Genomic DNA, 15,725 nt, shown 5'->3' with positions numbered 1-15,725 from the left:
CCCTCTCTCACTCAGGCCCGTGCCGCGGCGGCGGGCGCCGGGCTGACGAACAGGCGGATGTCGCGGGCGTGGGGGATTTCCTCCTGGATGCGCCGGCGTACCGCCTCGGCCACCATGGAACTGTCCTTGATGCGCAGATTGGGATCGACCCGCAGGCGGATGTCGAACTGCACGTCCTCGCCCACATGGCGACCGCGCAGGAAATAGATGCTGTGGACCATGGGCGTGTCCATGGCCACCTGCCAGGCGGTCTGCAGCAGTTCCGTATCCACCGAGCTGTCCATCAGGCCGTGGATCGAGGTTCCGATCAGTTCCAGGCCGATGCGTCCCACCAGGGCCGAGACACCGATGGCCGCGATGGTGTCGGCGATGGGAAAGCCGATCACCGAGGCGATCACGCCGACCATCACCGCCGCCGACGAGATGGCGTCGGACCGGTTATCCCAGGCATTGGCGATGATGGCCGGGCTGTTGTTTTCGTTGCCCACGCAGATCTGGTAGCGATACATCAGCTCGTTGACGATCACCGTCACCGACGCCCCAACCGCCGCGAAGATGCTCGGCGCCTCGTAGGTCCCCGAGATCAGCTTCATCACCGAGCCGTACATCAAGAAGCTGGCCCCGATCAGCAGCAAGGAGCCCACGATGGACGACGAGATGTATTGGATGTTGCCGTAGCCGAACGGATAGCGCTCATCCGCCGGCTTGTTCGAAATCTTCAAGCTGAGCTGGGTCACCCCGCTGGCCACCACGTCCGCCCCCGAATGCAGCGAATCCGCCACCAGCGCCACGCTGCCACTCATCAGCCCGAGAACCCCCTTGAACAGGGTCATGCAGATGTCGGCGGTAAAGGCCCACCACACCACTTCCTCGCGGCAATCCCTGCAATTTTCGAACTTCATCGGTTCATGTAATCCACAAGATTGGAGCCCAGGATACGATAATTATCGCCCACTTTCTTCGCCTTGATCGTTCCCGAACGGATCAGGCCCAGAACCTCGAGACGGTCCATCCCCAGCAATTGCGCGGCTTCCGCGCTGCTGTAGATCCGGTGCGGCAATATCTCCTCGCCGAAGATCTTGTCCACCAGCACCATGGCGCCCTGCACGAAGGTCACCAGCGCGCTCCCCTTGATCACCGCCGTCCAGATCATTTCTTGATGTCCTGCGCATGGTTGAGAGGCAACAGTTCCTGGAACAGCTGCGGCGTGATGATCGGCGTGTCGCCCGCCGGCTTTTCCTGGAAATACTCCGCCCGCTTGAACCCGGAGATGAACGCCAGATAGTTCCACGGCCACTTGGTGATCTCGATGTTGTAGGTCGAGGCAGCGGCGTTGTAATCCTCCCGACGCGTCGCGATGCGGTCTTCCATCTCCACCAGCGACGTCATCATATGCTTGTAGGTGTCCACCGACTGGATGGTCGGATACTGCTCCACCACCGCCATCAAACGGCCCAGCGCATTGCCGAAGCCTCCGTCGGCCCCCAGCAGCGCCTTGCCGCCCCCAATATCGCCCAGAAGCTTGCCGATCCCGCCCTGCTTCATCAGCTGCTCCAGCGCCGAGCCGATAGGGCCGCCCTTGCCCGCCTCAACGCCCTCGGTCCGCTTGTCCGAGGTATGCGAGAAGATCGAGTGCTCCAATGCCGCATGGTTCAGCGTCAGCTTCACAAGATTGCCGAACAGATTGTCCCGGCGCTGGATCATCACCTCGTAATTGGACCGCTTCGCCTGCGTGTCTTCCGACATGGTCACGAAGGTGTTGTAGCGCATCAGCAACGTCGCGATGAACGCAACAACCGACAAAACCGATATGACCATAAGAGCGTGCACCGGCCCACGCCCCAAACGACGAGGCGTCTCCTCCACCACGTACAAATGGGCAAGCAGCTCCTCCGACTGCTTCACCCGTTGCAGCGCACTGAAGTCGACCCCAGGGGCCGAACCAACATTCGCGTCGCCTAATGCCATATCCGCCTCTCTAAGCTCGTCGTATGAAGGAAATGCCCCTCATACGGCCTCAGACCGAGGCCCCTTCGTCAAGTTCATTGGCCTTCTTGAAATGCGGCAAGGCTTCCTCGTGCCGGCCCATCTGCTCATAGCTGAAGGCGATGGCGCGATGCACCTTGCCTTCATTGGGACGCAGGCCCAGCGCGATCTTGAAGCTGTCGATGGCTTCGTCGAAGCGGCCGAGGTTGTCCAGCGCCACGCCCAGACGGAACCGGACGTTGAAATTGATGGGATTGGCCTCGGCCACCTTGATCAGCAGCGGAACGGCCAGATCGTACTTTTGCACCTGCACATAGGTCAGGCCGAGAACGGTCGCCACCTTCACGTTGTCGGGCGCATCGGCCAAGGAACGTTCGAGTAGTTCGGTGCCGCGATCGACGGCGCCGGTCTTCACATAGGCGATTCCCAGGTGCAGAGCCACATCCACATCGAAGGCATCGGCGTCGTAGACCTGCTCCAGCAGCATGACGGCCTGGGAATAGCGCCCGGCCTTGGCGTGAGAGATGCCCTTGTCGCGGTAATACACCTGGCGGATGTCGTCGTTGACGGAAAAGGCCGCACGGAACGCATCGACCATGTTCATTCCGAGCTTCTTCGCCACCGAAAGGCCGTAGTGGGCGTAAAGAGTGACCTCGTCAAGAATATCCGACGGCTTGCTAGACATAGTGTTCTCCAAAATCCTAATCAGGTGGCTCTGATCACTTTATGACGTGGCAGGCTTCGCACGGCCCGCGCACTTCGTGAGGATTGACGCTCCGGGCGACCATATCACGCGTGATCGTCGGCGGGGGCAGGCTTATCAAATCTGGGTCGGGGGTCAACTCGAACCCCTGGCCGATGGGGTGGCAATCGGTGCAGGCGCCGCGATAGCCGTGGGGGCGCGGATCGCCCGCCAGGATCATGGGCGCGCCTTCCAACTGGGCGAAGCCCAGGCCGCCCTCGGCCTCGCGCAGGACCACCGTCAGCTTGCGCACCACCGGAGCCCCCGGCCGGTTGTCCTTGCGCAGCACGCTGATCCGCGCTTCGGAGCGGTTGGCCACGGTCCGGCTGGCGGCCTTGAAACTCTCAATGTCGGTGACCGGGGTATCGTCGATCCTGACGATGACATCGCCGGCCAAAAGCCCGGAAAACGCCGCGTTCAGCGTGACTTCGCCCAGCAAAACCCCCTGCAGGCCGCGCGGATAGTTCAGCTTGCGGGCCAGTTCCTCGGTCATCAGGCGACCGTCCATGCCCTGCCAATGCCCTTCGAACACCTTCAGCTTGCGCGGAACGAAGTTGGGCAGCGGCGATTCCGTCGCCGGCGCGGTCCCGCCGCCCGCCGCAGGATCGGGCTCCACCGGCATGGCAACATTGGCCGCCTGGGGATACAGGGGCTGGGGAAAGGCCACAGGCGCCGCGACCGGCCCTGCTGCCACCGCCTGGGACTGCGTATTCGTGGCCTGGGGCGCGACCGGCCCCTGCCGCCCGATGACGAGCGCCAGAACAACGGCCAGTCCCACGACCAGAAGCGCCACCTTGCTATTCATGTCCGGCCAATCCCAGCATCATGATCATCACACCGAGGTCAGCATCTTGAGAGCGATAGCGGCCATGGTCGCCGCATACACGCCCTTGAGCACCCGCACCGGCAAGACCCGCATCAGGCGCGCTCCGATGATGCCGCCCACATAGGCGCCGGGAATCATCACCAGGGCCAGGGTCACCGGCGCTTCCCAATGAATCAGACCCGTGCTGGATCCGTGGAGGAAGGCCACCACCGAACCGGCCACCGAGGCCCAGAACACCAGGACCGAACTGTTGGCGATGGCGTTTTGCAGGCTGATGCGTCCCACATAGCGCTGCAGCGGAACCTCGATGACGCCGCCGCTGATGCCGAGAATACCGCTGAACAGACCCATGGGCAGCCCCAACACCGCGGAACGGGCATGGCCTTCCGGCAAGGCAAGGCCGCTGGCCTTGGGCCTGGAGGTGCCGTCTGCCAAAGCCATCAATTCGTCCATCTCGTCTTCAGCCTCTGCGGCGGAAATGGACTCGGCCGTTTCCTCGCCGGCATTGGGCTGAAGAATTTCCATGACCGCCTTGCCCGCCATGATCAGAGCGAACAGGCCCAGTAGAATACCCACCACAGAATCGCCGATGGCGTTGCCGATGAAATAGCCCAGGATCACGCCGGCGATGCCCCAGGGAATCAGCGGCTTGACCTTGTCCCACTGGACCAGTTGAGCCTTGTCGTTGCGCAATGAGGCGGCACCGTACACCACCACATTGGTCAGAAAGACCACCGGGCGGATCAGATACATGCCATAGCCGAAGAAGACCATCATACCGGCGACCTGGAGCACGCCGCCGCCCATGGTCATCATGCCGCCGGTGACACCCGCCGCCAAGGCGAGCATGACCAGGCCGACGATATCGGCGACGGAGTATCCGCCGATCTTTGCACCCCCGACATGGTCTGTGTCGATGAAGGGCATGCCCGAGGGAATGGACGGCGCGACATTGCCCTTGACCACATTGCCTTGCACGACGTTCATGCCCATCCCCGGAATGGCTGTCGGTCCCCCGACCACCGCACGGGCCTTGGACCACCAATTGGTGGAACCGGCAGCGACGGTCTGAGTCTGAGGTTGGCCGGGTGCCGTGGCGGAGCCCTTCTTGAAGCGAACCACGTCCTGAAGATGGGACACGATCACCTGGGCCGGCACCGTGAAGCCTTCCACCTTGCCGGTGGGGCCGGTAGCGGCGATGTTGATGCCCACCAGATCACCCTGGGCGTTGACCAGCGGGCCGCCGGTCTGTTCCCAGCTGTAGACCGCGTCCGAACGCAGCAGATGGGTGATCTGGGTCGCCCCCACCGCCAGCGGCGCATCCGCCGATTGCACCAGGCCCTGGCGCACCAGCGGCGCCCCCGCCATGTTGCGGCCGAAGGCGAAGACCTGCTGACCCGGCACCACCGTCTGGACGTCGGCCATGCGGAAATGCAGGAACTTCTCGGTGGTCTGCATCTTCAGCAGCGCCAGATCATGCCCCGGAATGGTCTTCACCACCTGGGCCGGAAAGCGCCGGATCCCACCCGTCGTCGCCACCTGGACCGAAATCTCCGGCAGATTGGACACCGAATGCAAGGTGGTGATCACATAGCCGTTGGCCCCCACGATGGCCCCCGAGGCCACCGGACCGGCATTGACCCCGCCGCCGCCGACCCCGACCACAGCAGGGGGAACCGTGTGATACAGCCGCTGCACATGCGGCATGGCGATGTTGCGCACCAGGAACTGACCCACCGACAGATCGTCGGCCCCATGGAAATTGTCGTCCTCGTCGTAATGGTCCAGGAGATAGATCCCCCAGGCGAAGGTCACGAAGATCAAGAAGGCCAGGATCGAGACAGGCGTCTTCCACGACCGTTCGCAAAACACGATCTTGTTGGTGGGCAATTCGCCCATGGTCTCGCCGACTTCAATCATGGCTGAGTTCCAAGCTCATTCGGATTCCTGTCGTCATCTCTCATCCCACGAGAACAGCGATATAGACTGTCCCCAGAACCAAGAAGATCCCCATCAGTGGCATGCCCCAGCGGACATATTCCCGATGGGTGAATTGCAGACCGGCGGCGGCGGCGGATGCCAGTTCCGGATGCCGCTTCACGAAGCCGGAATATTGAGTCATGGCCAGGGATCCCGCCGTGGCGCCCGGCAGCGCAGCCACCGACCCCGCCATGATGCCCAGCGCCAGCGCCCACCAAGCCGCCTGACCGTCCCCGTCCAGGCGAAGCGTCGCCGCCACCGGGGCGAAGACCGCCGCCGAGGTGCCGCCGCCCACGAAAATAGTGACGGCGGCGGCCATCCACATCAAAAGGATGGCGCGGACGCGATCATGGGCGGCGGTAATGCCTTCGAGCCAGTTCACCGCCCAGTCGAGAATCCCCACCGAGGTCAAGGCCCCCACCATCACGAACAGGCCGCCGTAGAACAAGATGTCGGTGCCGCCGCAGGCCGAGAAAAACTCGTCATCCCTGAAGCGGCCCAATCCAAGCGCCGTCACCCCGGCGACAAAGGCGATCCAGCCCGGCCGCACCTTCAGCGGCCCCGCCAGGATCAAACCGGCGACGGTGACGCCGAAAATGATCAGTCCATAACTCAAAAGCCGACGGTCGATGGCACTGTGACGTAGCGCCTCGCCCCGGGCCCAGACCGGATCCACCGGAATTTCCGAGCCTTTCCAGTCGCCCAAACGCCGCTCGAAGAATACCAGCATCACCGCCAGCAAGATCAGGCAGACAGGCATCATCCCGGCGATGAAATCGTTGAAGTGAAGCTTGCCCGCCGAGGCCAGAATCATGTTGGGGAAGTCGCCGATCATGGTCGAGGCCCCGCCCAGATTGGCGGCGATAATCTCGGCGATGATGACCGGCACGGGGTCGATGCCGGTGCGAAAGCACACCGTCAAGGTCACCGGAACCACCACCGCCACCGTCACCAAGGAGTTGCTGGCCAGCGAAATCCCGTAGGTCACCAGCGCCATCATCACCAAGATCCAGCGCCCTTGGCCCTGGGACAGTTCCGCCGTTCCGGCCGCCAGATAGGCATAGACGCCGGAGCGGGCCAGGAGGGCGGAAATGGCCGCCATGCCGAAGATCAGGGCCAGAGTCTCGAAATAGACGGAGCGCAGCGCCATGACCGGCGTGTAGCTGCCGCTGATGGTTCCGATCATCACCAATGCCGCCGCCCCGGCCAGAACGGCCAGATGGCTGCCCTCCGCCCACCGATAGATAACGGCGAACGTCGCGACGAACACGGCAAGGGTGAGAAGTCCGATCATCTAGTTATCCACCTTCGACAACATGACTTCATCGTAAGTCAGCGGCTCTTCCGAGAATGTCGGCTTGCTTGTATCTCCGGCTTCTCGCGCCTCGGCGCTGACATGCAGCGATTCGATACGGCGCATCTTGCCGCAGACCGCGGCCTGAACCGCCTCGCAAATGTCGTGGGCCTGCTCCACCGTATGCTCGGGATCGACGCCGATGATCATGTCGGCCCAGATGTCTTGGCCCACATAGCGGGCGCGCAGATGGATCACGCCGCGCACGCCGGGGACCCGCTCCGCCGTATCGACGATGCGGTTCTGCACCGCCTCGCCCGCGGTATGGTCCATCAGGCCGCGATAGGCATCCATGAAGACGACCTTGCCCAGCAGCAGCAGGTCGATGGTTTCCCACAGGGCGACCGCCGGATCGATCCACGGCATGTTGAGGTAATGGGCGCCGATGATACCCAGCGCCACGGCCCCCGAAGCGGTGGCGTCGCCATGGTGATGCTTGGCCATGGTCTTGATGATGGGACTGTTGGTCTCGATGGCGACGCAGCGGGAGTAGAAATACATGGCCACATTGACGCCGACGGAAACCAGCGCCGCCCACAGCACGATCAGATGCGGGGTGCGGTGCATGCTTTCATCCAACAAGATCTGGACGGCGTGGACCAGCAGATAGCCGGTCAGTCCGATGAAAACGACGCTGACCACCATGGACAGAATGAATTCGACCTTGCCATGGCCGTAGGGATGCTCCGCGTCAAGGGGCTTGCTGGAGATGGTGGTCCCGATGACCACCATCAGCGCATTCAGCATGTCCTTCAGCGAATACATGGCATCGGCGAGCATGGCCTGCGATCCGCCGATCAGACCGACGAACGCCTTCATGACCATCAGTACGGTGTTTACAGCCAGGCCGACCCAACCGATGCTCCTGCTGCAGACCGTGCAACCGCTCTTCCTCATCCTTACTCACTCCAAAGCCCCGACCCCGCCTTCAACCCAAGCGAAGGGATTCAGCGCTTGATGACGATGCTCTTCCCCGGCGACTTCTGCTTGCGCCGCGTCATGACGTTCGCCAGCACCGAGACGATGCCGGTGGCGAAACCGAGAAAAAACGTTATGCCCAGAACAACGAAATGCGGCGCAATCATCGCCAGTGGTCCCAGGCGGGTTTCGACCATATGCGAGTTGGACGACGCCAACAGCACGATCAACCCGCCGAACACCAACGATCCGATCAATCTTACCATGCCACTGTCCTAGACTGCCGCGTATCCCCGTCCCGCATATCGAACTCTCCCCCCGTCACGAGCCGGAGACGTCTCCAAGCTGACGCCAATACTGCGGCGGAAGCTCTTCCGCCAGACGCAAGGCGCCCCGGCAACCGTCGAAAGTGGGGTCCTTGACGCAGGTCACGTTCGCATCGCCGAAGGGACGCAGCTTTTCCTTGACGTAGGCCGCCAATCCGCGAATGCGCGAGCCGCCGCCGGCAAACACGATGTTTTGAAGCACGGTGGCCTGATATTCGGGCTGGAACGAACGCAGCAGCGTCTCGATGCTTTCGATAATGTCGGGCATCAGCGCCTCGCAGGCGATCTTCACCGGCTCGGTCACGTCAGCGCGCACGGGCTTGCCGGCGGCGCGGAACTCGAACGAGGCAACCTCGGTGGGGGTGCCGACGAAGGAGAACTGCTCTTTCACCGCGCAGGCGACATTCACGTTCATCTGCAGTTCGGGATGACGTTCCAAGATGGCGTTCTGGAGCCGCTCATCCACATAGTTGCCAGCCTTGGTCAGGGTAACCTGATCTTCGGGGCCGGGAACGGTGCCCTTCAGGGCGCAGATATCCGTGGTTCCTGCGCCGATATCGACGATGATGGTGTTGATCAGCTTGTCCAGGCCGTAGCCGACCATGAACGGTTCGGACACCACCAGGGCGGTATGAACCACCTCCTGAGCCATCTTGAGCAGCAGCGCCTTGTTGGCCGCCGACGCCCGCGCCGGCACGCCGATGACGGCGCAGATCTCGTCGTTGGGGCCGGGCTCGGCCGACTTCACCACATGGGTCAGCAGATGCCGCGCCACTTCGATGTCGCGGTCGCTGATCTCGCTCAGCACGCCGTCCTGGAGCGGATAGCGGATGTCCAGGTAGGAGCGCATCTCGAAAGCCTCGTCGCCGACCACATAGGGGCGGCCGAGCAGCTTCAAACCGATGACGTCCTTCGGGTATCCAACCACCGACTTCAGCAGGAACTTTTTGCCCCGGCTCGACATCACCGCAGTATGGGAAGTCCCAAGGTCGACGCCAAGGAACAATCTGTTCTTGGCCTGGCCTTCACCTTCACTCATTTTTGTCACTCCGTTCGCGTGCTAAATGACCAATTGACGGCTGCCAGCTATTTTTTCTTGCCCACCGTATCGCATTGAGACGTGGAGCAGGTCCCGCAACTTCCCTCGGCGGACCCCGTCAGCCGACGCGCACCGGCGACGACGTTGTCCCCAATGACACGCCCCCCCTTGACCACGCCGCCGACGACCCCGGCACCAAGACTGAGGACACTACGCACCGCCGAACCGGCGATCCCGAAAATTCCACCGAGAAGGTCTTCGACGGGAACGTCCTGAACCGTGGCGGCCTTCTTTCTGACCGGCGGAGCCTTCCTCTTCTTCGCGGGCTCCCGGACGGGCTTGGCCGCTGGGGCAACGGAAGGGGGAGAGGCCAAAACCGGGGCCATGGCCGCAGCCGCCTGCATCAGTTCGGCAAGACCGAAATTAGTCGCCGGGGCGGGAACCGCCACCGCGTCCTCGATGCTTTCGGCCACCGGCTCGGAAACAGCCGCCTCATGAACCAATTCGGGCTCGGCCACCGGAAACTCGGGCTCCGGCTCGGCTTCGGCCACAACCTCCACCGGCGCGACTTCGGGCTCGGGCTCGGCCACCGGAAGCTCCGGCTCCGGCTCGGCTTCGGCCACAACCTCCACCGGCACGACTTCGGGCGCGGGCTCGGCCACCGGAAGCTCCGGCTCCGGCTCCGGCTCCGGCTCGGCTTCGGCCACAACCTCCACCGGCACGACTTCGGGCTCGGGCTCGGCCACCGGAAGCTCGGGCTCCGGCTCGGCTTCGGTGGTCTGGATCGGCTGAGCCTCGATCACCAGATCGGAGACGGACACCGTGATATCCGAAGTGATCGGCTGGGACGCCTCCAACTCGATGACGAAATTGCTCTCCGGGGTCTCGACCTCTTCCACGCGGCTGGGGGTCCGCCAGATCGGCTGCGACCAGCGGCTGACCAGATCGCCGACGGACGGGGATTCCGTGGGGCGGGTGGGGGCGGGGCTCGGCTGAACCGGCTCGATCCGGCCGCCGTGATTGGCCGACCAGGGCGAGCTTTCCAGCAAACTGGCCCAAATATCGCCTTGCTGCGCCGGCTTCAGCGACACGGCCAAAGTTGGCGTGGGATGGACCGTCACCGAGACGATCTCGGGCTCCGACGGCATTCCACCGCCCGCCGACAAGCCTTCACCCTGGCTCCCGTCACCTTTGTCGCGATCTCGCCGGTTATTCGCCATTATCCAGCTCCACCATCAAAGGACAATCCAGAACTCTTGGCCATTGCGGTTGACCTTCAGCAAAATCTGCTGCCCGGCATTCGTCGCACCCTTAATGGCGGCGTCGAGACGAGCCGGACCGGCCACCGGCCGATTATTTACCTCGAGGATGAGGTCATTGGCCTGGAGCCCCGCCACGGCGGCCCGGGATCCGACCAGAACCTCGGCCACCTGGGCCCCCTTGGCTCCGGGAACCGGAACGGCGCCCGGCACACCGGTGATCGGACGCGGCGCCTGGAAGGTTTCGATCTCCATGCCCAGCCAGTTGAACTCGGTCGGAGGCTTCGGCATGACGGCCGGACCACCGGGAACCGCGGCCATGCCGGGTGCAGTGGGGGCCATGCCGCCTATGGGCGGCTGCGCCATGTCGGCCATGGCCGGAGCCTGGACCGCTGCGGCGGCCAGACCGGCGGGTCCAGCGACCAGGGTCATGTTGCGCACATCGCCATCGCGCAGGACGCCGAGCCGCACCGACCGTCCGGCATGCATCTCGGCCATGATGGCGGAGACTTCTTCCGGCAGACGGACAGGACGGCCGTCCACCTTGAGCAAGACGTCACCGGGCCGCAGCCCCGCCGTCGCCGCCGGAGTATTGGGCGTGACGCCGGAGATGAACACTCCGCGTCCGACCGGTACGCCGGTCTGGGCTCCAAGGCGCTGCGACATGGGAGTCAAGGCGGCGCCCAAAAGCGTGACCCGGCCGGTTCCGGCGGCGGTCGACTGCCCGCTGCGCGGCCCCTGAATATTGATGGCCAGGCTTCCCGGCGGCTGCGCGAAGCGGTAAGCCCCCCCGCCGAGTCCCGGTGCGGCGATGGGCGCGGCACCGCCCAGCATCTGATGGCAATTGGCGCAGTTCATGTTCTGACGGCCGTCGGTATGGGGCGAGACGGCGCCCATGGGAATCGGCGGCGGCGGAATCGGGGCGGCGATGGGCATCATCGGCGCGGGCCGCCCGTTTCCGGCCGGAATCAGATCGTGGCAGGTGGTGCAATCCATGTTCTGGCGGCCATCGGTGTGGGGCGCCCTAGTCCCGGCGAAAATGGCCGGACCCGCCGCGCCCACGCCGCCGCCCATGGGGCGCTGCATGGCCACCAGGCCCATGGAGGCCCCTTCGGCGGTGGAGGTCGGCAGCCAGCCCACTTCATCCAAGATGAACAGGCGGGCCTGATTGCTGGGCACGGCGAAGCCGATTCCGGCAAAGGCGCCGTTGGGGGTGTAGATGGCGGTATTGATGCCGACCACCGTCCCGTTGGAAATCACCAGCGGACCGCCGGAATTGCCCTGGTTGATGGCGGCGTCGGTCTGCAGCAGGTTGGAATGGGTCACGCCCTCGATCACCATGGACTTGCGCTTGGCGGAAATGATGCCGCGGCTGACGGTCATGTCCAGACCGAAGGGAGTCCCGATGGCGATCACTTCGTCGGCGACCTGCACCCCGTCGCTGTCGCCCAGAACGGCGGCTGTCAACGGCGTCTTGGGGGCGACCTTCAGCAAGGCGAGATCCAGAGCCTCGTCCATCTTGATGATTTCGGCGGAATAACGGGTCGAGCCCACGTCGTCCTGCACGGTAACGAACACCGAATTGGCGCCGCGCACCACATGGTAGTTGGTGACGATGAAGCCGTCGTTACGGACGATCACGCCGGTGCCGATGTTTTCCACCGAGCGGGTGGCGGGATTGGCGAAATGGGGCAGTCCGTCAGGGTTGGCCAAGCCCAGGGGATCGGGCATGGCCTGCCCGTTGGCCGATGACGCGGTCACGGCGACAACGCTGTTGCGCAGCAAGGTGACGACGCTGGAGAACGGCCCCCCGGCCCCAATGGGAGCCGGTCCGAAATCCACCATGGGAGGCATGGTCGCGATAGCACCGGCGGCCGAGGGCGGCGCCACGCGGGCACCAGCCGGAACCGAGATGGCCGGATTGGCGGCTGCCGACGGCCCGCCCTGCTGTACCGGAACATTGACGGCAGGGCCGGTGCCCCGCCCCATCTGCTCCAACATGGCGCCGAGACGAAGACCGCCCGAGGACTGCCGGTAAATGAAGGCGCCAAACAGGACGACCAGGGCAACCACGCCCATGAGCATCAGATAGCGCTTCAGATCCTTGCCGCAGGAAGCATCGCCGCGCCCGCCGTCTTCTACGTCACCATTGAACATGGCCATCAACCATCGATGTCAGGGTCTGAAGCGGTCCCCTTGTTGGAACGAGGCAACCGCACGGATTGCACCCCGGAGGCCAACGCGACCAAGCCAAGGATGAGCAGGGCCACCGGCACCGCTCCGCGCAGGAACTCGGTCACCGACCACCACCATGCCGTCACCCCCAGCAATCCGAGGGCAAGCGCCAGCAGTCCGAAAATCACGCTTGGCATAAACGTTACTCCAGTCTTGATGCAGAGCGAATGGCGCTACGCCACCCCGTCGTCCCCTGGGGCGTCGTCGCCGCCGCCGTCACGCGCCTCGCGTTTCAGCAGGCGCAATGCATACGCTGATATAATCAAGTTTCCAACACCAGTAAAGACAAAAGGTGCCGGCGGGCCAACATAATCAAATAAAAACCCACCGACCTGAACAAAGAAAATAATACCAATACACCCAATAACATTAAATGCACCAAGCACAGACCCAAGCAAATCCCTAGGCGCGTAGTCAACTGTTAATATTTGAGGTGCCACAAAACAACCAGCCTGCCCGGACGCAATCAACAAGATGGGCAGTACGATGAACCAGTCAAACGGATTGATGATGAAACCCAACATTATGAATCCCAGGGCGGACAGCACCATCCCGAGCAGAACCGCCTGAATGCGGCCGAAATGCTCGATAAACGACCGCCAAACCGGGATCGAGAGCATGACCACCGCCCCCATCAGCCCGATCAAGATTCCGGCCCGCGCCGCCGCCTCGGCCTGCCCGACCTTGATCAGATCGGCAAAGTAGATGAACCACAGCATGAGGAAGAGCCCTACGAACACCATGTCGCTGCGGGCGAACAGCGAACTGGCGAAAGCCAGGCGCAGGCGGGGCTCCGCCTTCACCAAGCTCCAGACCGCCCGCCAGGGAACCGAGGTTTCCTGGGTGCGCGGAGCGACATCCACCAGGAATTTCCCCGCCAGCCAAGCACCGGCCAGGGAGACCGCCGCCGTCAGCAGCATGGTCACGGCGATGCCCGCATGGGCCGGGATCTGCATCAAAACAGCGTAGACCAGCGTCACCCCGAAGGCCATCATGAACGCGGTATTGGACATCAGGCGCGCCCGGGTGTCGTCGTCGCTGAAATCCCCGGCCAGGGCCGACAATTGAGGCCATACCGCGCCGCTGCCCGCCGACATGATGACCCGCGAAACGTAATAGACGACCAGCGCCCCGATGGAGGCACCGCCGATCCAGGGGCTGAGCGGCGCGATCACCGCACCGATGGCGGCGACCAGAAAACCGGCCACGATGATCCTGACCCGTCCGATCCGATCCGACAGGTAGCCGAGATAGGCGAAGATGAAGAGATCCAGAACCTCGGTCACCACCTGCACATTGGCATTGACGGCGCCGGCGGTTTCGAATGAGATATTAAGAACGTTTCGCAAGAATAGCGGCTGAATAGCAACCACCAGGGTCATGAAAACCATGCACAACGCCGACAGCAAATAAAGGGCGTTGTGCTGGCGCACTTTAACTTCTGCCGCAGCCGCTTCCACTCGAGACACCCATCACCTCCGATTCGGTCAGACTATAACAGCGAGTCGGGGGCGGTTGACAACACATAAACACAGGGTTCATACGAAGGTACCCCGCAATCCGCCGCTGCAGCGGATTGCGTATATATGCTCGAAACAAGAAGTCTCGATTTCCTGCCGCCGCCCTCGGATTCGGATCAGATGCTCTCTTCACCAGAAGATAACGATAATCGAACGCAACATGCCGGACTTTCCCGCATGCGGACTTATGCTACGGCTTTGCTTGCCTTGATCTCCGCTGTGTTCGCATTCTCCGTTTGGGGGGAGAAAGCCTGGCCCTGGCTGGCGCCGGTTCGGGCCTTCGCCGAAGCCGCCCTGGTCGGCGGCATCGCCGATTGGTTCGCGGTTACCGCCCTGTTTCGCCATCCTTTCGGACTTCCCATCCCCCACACCGCCGTCATTCCACGCAATCACGGCCGGATCGCCGCCGCCATCGGCCGGTTCGTCGCCGAGAACCTGCTGGCGTCGCAGGCGCTGGCCCAACGGCTGGAGGAACTCGATACCGCCGGACGGCTGGGGCGCTGGCTGGCCCGGCCTGAGACGGTGGCTATGATCGCCGCCCGGATCGCCGGATCGCTCCCCCCCATCGTCGATACAATCGGCGAGCAACGGTGGCGCAGCACCATCGGCGGCGGTCTGCGCAAGGTGGTCGATACCGCCATCACCGCCCCGCACATGGCCAACATCTTGTCCTACATGGTGGGGCGCGGCTATCACCACGCCATCTTGGATCATCTGGTGACCGAGGCCCGCTCCTTCGTCGCCCAGAACCGTTCCTTCATCCGCGCCAAGGTCGCCAAGGAATGTCCGGAATGGCTGCCGCTGTGGGTGGAGACCCAGATCGCACAGGGCGTCGCCCAAGGCATCGACGGCTCACTGGGGGAGCTGACCGCCCCCGACCATCCCTGGCGGCTGAAATTCGAGCTCTTCGTCCACGAAACCATCGACGGCATGACCAATTCGCCGCATTTTGCCCAGCGGATCGAGGAGCTCAAGATGCAGGTTCTCGACGATCCCGCCCTGGATGCCTATCTCCGCCAGTTGGGAAGCAGCGCCTACGACCACCTGATGGAGGAGGCCGAGACCATGGAGATGCTCCTTGAAAACGGCCTGCGCGAGATCGGTCAACGGCTGGAGCACGACACCGCCATGCGTGCGACCCTGAACCGCTGGCTGCGCGACGCCACCGAAGCCTTGCTGGTGCCCCGACGCGAGCTGATAGGCTCGCTGATCACCGATCTGGTCATGCGCTGGCGCACCCCGTTCCTGATCGAGAAGCTGGAAAGCCATGTGGGCAAGGATCTTCAGTATATCCGCATTAACGGCACCGTGGTCGGCGGCCTGGTAGGATTGGCCATCTACACGGTCACGACGCTGGCTCAGCGCTAGAGTGCATCAGCTCGTTCTTCTAGCACTACTTTGGCATTTTAGGCTCCGCAGCATCCGCAAGGAGCCTGTCACAGTGAGGGCATCGTCTGGGTGGATGTCGCATGAAGAGGTTGAGGATCGCTTGCCTTATGGCCGGCAAGCTTGGTTGTGGCGGGGGTCCCGAGACTCTTTT

The 15,725-nt window shown here is 63.2% G+C and carries 15 protein-coding genes; 1 reads left to right on the top strand and 14 read right to left on the bottom strand.

Annotated elements, in window-relative coordinates:
* Positions 1-11: 11 nt before the first annotated feature.
* Genes mamB through mamH form a run of 14 tightly spaced genes read right to left on the bottom strand, consistent with a single transcriptional unit; the run spans position 12 to position 14,134 of the window.
* Positions 12-902 carry a magnetosome biogenesis CDF transporter MamB gene (mamB, locus tag CCC_RS01690; protein ID WP_008622631.1) on the bottom strand — a complete coding sequence of 297 codons (891 nt, stop codon included), beginning with the start codon at positions 900-902 and terminating at the stop codon, positions 12-14.
* On the bottom strand, positions 899-1,153 hold the full coding sequence (mamR, locus tag CCC_RS01685) for a magnetosome protein MamR (RefSeq protein WP_009869054.1): 255 nt from the start codon (positions 1,151-1,153) through the stop codon (positions 899-901). Before mamR ends, mamB begins: the two co-directional genes overlap by 4 nt.
* Complete coding sequence (gene mamQ / locus CCC_RS01680; RefSeq protein ID WP_082036458.1) at positions 1,150-1,968, bottom strand: magnetosome protein MamQ; 819 nt, start codon at positions 1,966-1,968, stop codon at positions 1,150-1,152. The genes mamR and mamQ overlap by 4 nt, the downstream gene beginning before the upstream one ends.
* Positions 1,969-2,017: 49 nt before the next feature.
* The gene (gene mamA, locus CCC_RS01675; protein ID WP_009869052.1) at positions 2,018-2,671 is read right to left on the bottom strand and encodes a magnetosome protein MamA; all 654 of its coding nucleotides are present in this window, start codon (positions 2,669-2,671) and stop codon (positions 2,018-2,020) included.
* A 34-nt stretch (positions 2,672-2,705) separates the two neighbouring features.
* Positions 2,706-3,533, bottom strand: a complete 828-nt coding sequence (gene mamP / locus CCC_RS01670; RefSeq protein WP_009869051.1) for a magnetosome magnetite formation protein MamP — start codon at positions 3,531-3,533, stop codon at positions 2,706-2,708.
* A 27-nt stretch (positions 3,534-3,560) separates the two neighbouring features.
* Positions 3,561-5,474 (bottom strand): magnetosome protein MamO, encoded by a 1,914-nt coding sequence (gene mamO / locus CCC_RS01665; protein ID WP_009869050.1) that lies wholly within the window; start codon positions 5,472-5,474, stop codon positions 3,561-3,563.
* 40 nt (positions 5,475-5,514) lie between these two features.
* Positions 5,515-6,828, bottom strand: a complete 1,314-nt coding sequence (mamN, locus tag CCC_RS01660) for a magnetosome biogenesis transporter MamN (RefSeq protein WP_009869049.1) — start codon at positions 6,826-6,828, stop codon at positions 5,515-5,517.
* A complete protein-coding gene (gene mamM, locus CCC_RS01655; protein WP_011383399.1) occupies positions 6,829-7,785 on the bottom strand; it encodes a magnetosome biogenesis CDF transporter MamM in 957 nt (318 codons plus the stop codon).
* Between the two features lie 50 nt (positions 7,786-7,835).
* The gene (gene mamL, locus CCC_RS01650) at positions 7,836-8,072 is read right to left on the bottom strand and encodes a magnetosome protein MamL (RefSeq protein WP_041039446.1); all 237 of its coding nucleotides are present in this window, start codon (positions 8,070-8,072) and stop codon (positions 7,836-7,838) included.
* Between the two features lie 55 nt (positions 8,073-8,127).
* A complete protein-coding gene (gene mamK, locus CCC_RS01645; RefSeq protein ID WP_041039444.1) occupies positions 8,128-9,171 on the bottom strand; it encodes a MamK family actin-like protein in 1,044 nt (347 codons plus the stop codon).
* A 47-nt stretch (positions 9,172-9,218) separates the two neighbouring features.
* Positions 9,219-10,391, bottom strand: coding sequence for a magnetosome protein MamJ (mamJ, locus tag CCC_RS21990; protein ID WP_269078860.1), 1,173 nt, complete (start codon positions 10,389-10,391; stop codon positions 9,219-9,221).
* A gap of 15 nt (positions 10,392-10,406) precedes the next feature.
* The gene (gene mamE / locus CCC_RS01635; protein WP_236686267.1) at positions 10,407-12,587 is read right to left on the bottom strand and encodes a magnetosome formation protease MamE; all 2,181 of its coding nucleotides are present in this window, start codon (positions 12,585-12,587) and stop codon (positions 10,407-10,409) included.
* Positions 12,588-12,592: 5 nt separating this feature from the next.
* The gene (gene mamI, locus CCC_RS01630; RefSeq protein ID WP_008620768.1) at positions 12,593-12,802 is read right to left on the bottom strand and encodes a magnetosome protein MamI; all 210 of its coding nucleotides are present in this window, start codon (positions 12,800-12,802) and stop codon (positions 12,593-12,595) included.
* 36 nt (positions 12,803-12,838) lie between these two features.
* On the bottom strand, positions 12,839-14,134 hold the full coding sequence (mamH, locus tag CCC_RS01625) for a magnetosome biogenesis transporter MamH (protein WP_011383395.1): 1,296 nt from the start codon (positions 14,132-14,134) through the stop codon (positions 12,839-12,841).
* A 228-nt stretch (positions 14,135-14,362) separates the two neighbouring features.
* On the opposite strand from mamH, the gene CCC_RS01620 reads away from it, so the two are divergent.
* Positions 14,363-15,553: a DUF445 domain-containing protein gene (locus CCC_RS01620; protein ID WP_201773275.1), complete on the top strand. Its 1,191-nt coding sequence runs from the start codon at positions 14,363-14,365 to the stop codon at positions 15,551-15,553.
* Positions 15,554-15,725 lie beyond the last annotated feature (172 nt).

The sequence above is a fragment of the Paramagnetospirillum magnetotacticum MS-1 genome (genome assembly GCF_000829825.1).
Lineage (GTDB): Bacteria > Pseudomonadota > Alphaproteobacteria > Rhodospirillales > Magnetospirillaceae > Phaeospirillum > Phaeospirillum magnetotacticum.
This window is presented reverse-complemented; position numbering and strand designations above follow the sequence as displayed.

Excerpts from the sequence above, each read along its gene's own strand:
- CCC_RS01620 (WP_201773275.1), top strand. The coding sequence starts at position 14,363 with ATGCGGACTTATGCTACGGCTTTGCTTGCCTTGATCTCCGCTGTGTTC.
- mamA (WP_009869052.1), bottom strand. The coding sequence starts at position 2,671 with ATGTCTAGCAAGCCGTCGGATATTCTTGACGAGGTCACTCTTTACGCC.
- mamE (WP_236686267.1), bottom strand. The coding sequence starts at position 12,587 with ATGTTCAATGGTGACGTAGAAGACGGCGGGCGCGGCGATGCTTCCTGC.
- mamR (WP_009869054.1), bottom strand. The coding sequence starts at position 1,153 with ATGATCTGGACGGCGGTGATCAAGGGGAGCGCGCTGGTGACCTTCGTG.
- mamQ (WP_082036458.1), bottom strand. The coding sequence starts at position 1,968 with ATGGCATTAGGCGACGCGAATGTTGGTTCGGCCCCTGGGGTCGACTTC.
- mamM (WP_011383399.1), bottom strand. The coding sequence starts at position 7,785 with ATGAGGAAGAGCGGTTGCACGGTCTGCAGCAGGAGCATCGGTTGGGTC.
- mamK (WP_041039444.1), bottom strand. The coding sequence starts at position 9,171 with ATGAGTGAAGGTGAAGGCCAGGCCAAGAACAGATTGTTCCTTGGCGTC.
- mamO (WP_009869050.1), bottom strand. The coding sequence starts at position 5,474 with ATGATTGAAGTCGGCGAGACCATGGGCGAATTGCCCACCAACAAGATC.
- mamJ (WP_269078860.1), bottom strand. The coding sequence starts at position 10,391 with ATGGCGAATAACCGGCGAGATCGCGACAAAGGTGACGGGAGCCAGGGT.
- mamB (WP_008622631.1), bottom strand. The coding sequence starts at position 902 with ATGAAGTTCGAAAATTGCAGGGATTGCCGCGAGGAAGTGGTGTGGTGG.
- mamN (WP_009869049.1), bottom strand. The coding sequence starts at position 6,828 with ATGATCGGACTTCTCACCCTTGCCGTGTTCGTCGCGACGTTCGCCGTT.
- mamL (WP_041039446.1), bottom strand. The coding sequence starts at position 8,072 with ATGGTAAGATTGATCGGATCGTTGGTGTTCGGCGGGTTGATCGTGCTG.
- mamI (WP_008620768.1), bottom strand. The coding sequence starts at position 12,802 with ATGCCAAGCGTGATTTTCGGACTGCTGGCGCTTGCCCTCGGATTGCTG.
- mamP (WP_009869051.1), bottom strand. The coding sequence starts at position 3,533 with ATGAATAGCAAGGTGGCGCTTCTGGTCGTGGGACTGGCCGTTGTTCTG.